3 protein-coding genes are annotated in these 2,524 nt (G+C 50.6%); all 3 read right to left on the reverse strand.

Annotation, left to right across the window (positions count from 1 at the left end; translation table 11 throughout):
• Positions 1-1,103 (reverse strand): beta-ketoacyl-ACP synthase II (gene fabF / locus VN105_RS01965; RefSeq protein ID WP_325637401.1); only part of this gene is annotated, 1,103 nt, incomplete at its 3' end.
• A 6-nt stretch (positions 1,104-1,109) separates the two neighbouring features.
• A complete protein-coding gene (locus VN105_RS01970; protein ID WP_325637403.1) occupies positions 1,110-1,667 on the reverse strand; it encodes a TetR/AcrR family transcriptional regulator in 558 nt (185 codons plus the stop codon).
• A gap of 155 nt (positions 1,668-1,822) precedes the next feature.
• Positions 1,823-2,524: ABC transporter permease (locus VN105_RS01975; RefSeq protein ID WP_325637405.1), on the reverse strand; the 702-nt coding region annotated here is incomplete at its 5' end.

Below are 2,524 nucleotides of genomic sequence, written 5' to 3' on the forward strand. Positions count from 1 at the left end.
GTATTGATAGTAGGAGGGATGATGCCTTTTTGAATGCTCATTACACTGGCGATGGCTTCTATGGCGCCGGCAGCGCCAAGCAGATGGCCTGTCATGGATTTGGTGGCGCTGATATGCAGGTGTGACGGCGCAGCGCCAAACAGCTTCCCGATGGCCGCTATTTCGCTCAGATCACCTACAGGAGTAGAGGTGGCGTGTGCGTTCAGGTAATCCACGGCTTCCCTGTTCAGGCCAGCGTCTTCCAGTGCCAGCTGCATCGCCCGCAGGGCGCCCAATCCCTCGGGGTGGGTAGCTGTCATATGATACGCATCGGCGGTCATAGCGGCGCCAGCTACTTCTGCATAGATATGCGCGCCCCTGGCTTTGGCGTGTTCATACTCTTCCAGGATCAGCGCGCCGGCGCCTTCTCCCATCACAAAGCCATCGCGGTGTACATCAAAAGGACGCGATGCCGCAGTAGGGTCTTCATTGCGTACCGACATGGCTTTCATCGCGCAGAAACCGCCTACGGAGGCAGGCGTTACAGGCGCTTCGGAGCCGCCGGTCACTACTACCTTCGCCTTACCCAAACGGATATACGTTAGTGCATCCATGATGGCAGTATTGGAAGTAGCGCAGGCGGATACGGTGGTATAGTTGATGCCCATCAGGCCGTACCTGATGGAGATCATACCCGATGCCATATTGGTGATCAGCTTCGGTACAAAATAGGGGCTGAAACGGGGATTAAAATCACCGGAAACATATTCGGTAACCTGTTCTTCAAACGTCTGCATACCACCCTGGCCGGACCCCCAGATCACACCGGTATCGAAAGGATCCATTTTGCTGAAGTCGAGCCCCGAGTCCTTTATGGCCTGGTCGGTCGCCACCAGCGCATATTGGGTGAACGGATCTGTTTTGCGTATCTCGCCCTTGTCCAGCAATGCCGCAGGATCAAAGCCTTTCAGCTCATGTGCAAACCGTGTGCGGAACCGGCTGGCATCAAAGTGACTGATGGTGGCAGCCCCGCTTTTACCGTTAACAAGGCCGTTCCAGAAATCGGTAACATTGTTACCAATAGGTGATACCGTACCCATTCCTGTTATAACAACTCTTTTCATAGCTGGTTATTTATGATGCAGGTCGTCCAGCAACTGCTCCGCAATAAGACGGAAAGCCGATGGCCCCATTACCCTCGATAAAAGAAGGGAAGCCTGCAAATTGGATATAATGATCAGGGCCCGCGCATAGGCGGCGCCTTTAAAATGAATAAGTTTTTTTTTCCGGCCTTCTTCCAGGCACTGGGTGAGCCAGCTGATAATATCCCCGGCCATCTCCTGTACTTTGGCCTGCATGGCTGGTTCCAGCGTATCAAAGTCCGGCGCAAGAGAGCCCATTAAACAAATGTTGCCTTCCCTGCTGTGACGGCGGAACACTTCCGTCAGCTTTTGCAGCTGCTCATTTTCCGGCAGGTTTTTCCACCGGCCGGTTTGCATATGAAATTTTGTAATCTCCTGGTCCACTACCTCTACACCGAGGTCGGCCTTTGCGGGGAAATGATAATGTACCGCTGCATTTTTTATTTCCAGCGGCGCCGAAATGTCTTTGTAACTAAATGCATTAAACCCTTTAGTCCTCACCAGCCGGTCGGCCAGCTCCACTATTTTATCTTTTGTTTCAGACATAATCCGCCAATTGCGGCACAAATATACTTACTTAGTAGTAAGTAAACAAATAATACGTTATAGTATGTATTGGCATACCCAGCCCCGGCTGAAAACCATTTGCGTATAGCCGGTCAGGTTAGTATCCTTACATCAGGGATTATAAGTGAAGTATGTTATTCCGCTTTTAAGCTGTTTACAGGATTCATCAATGCCGCTTTTATGCTCTGGAAGCTGATGGTGAGCAGCGCAATCAGCATGGCGGCTACACCCGCCAGGAGGAACACCCAGTAATGAATGGATACCCGGTAGGGAAATTTCTGCAGCCACTGGTCCATAGTATACCATGCTACCGGAAATGCAATCAGTGATGCAATACCTACCAGCTTCAGGAAGTCGGCAGATAACAGCCGGGTAATGCCCGATACGCTGGCGCCCAGCACTTTGCGGATCCCTATTTCCTTGGTCCTCCTTTCGGCCGTGTAAGCAGCCAGCCCGAATAATCCCAGGCAACTGATCACAATAGCCAGCGTGGCAAATAACCGGGATAACTGCTGCATGAGCGTTTCATTGGTGAACATAGCGTTAAACTGGTCGTCTACAAATTGGTAGGTAAAAGGGTAGGAGGGATTCATCTGCTGCATCACACGGCTAATTTCATGAAGTGCGATTTCCTTATCTGCATTATTATTCATACGCACATACATGAAGCTGGCTCTGTGGGGATCACAATAAAAGACCACGGGATCAGGTGTGCCATACATATTGCCATATACATAATTTTTTACTACTCCGACTACACGGGAGTGAAGAGAAGAATCTTCGGTGATCGGGGTAATAATAGTTTTGCCTACAGCGCTTCCTTTGCCCATCAACTG

The sequence above is a fragment of the Chitinophaga sp. genome (genome assembly GCF_035564935.1).
Taxonomy (GTDB): Bacteria; Bacteroidota; Bacteroidia; order Chitinophagales; family Chitinophagaceae; genus Chitinophaga.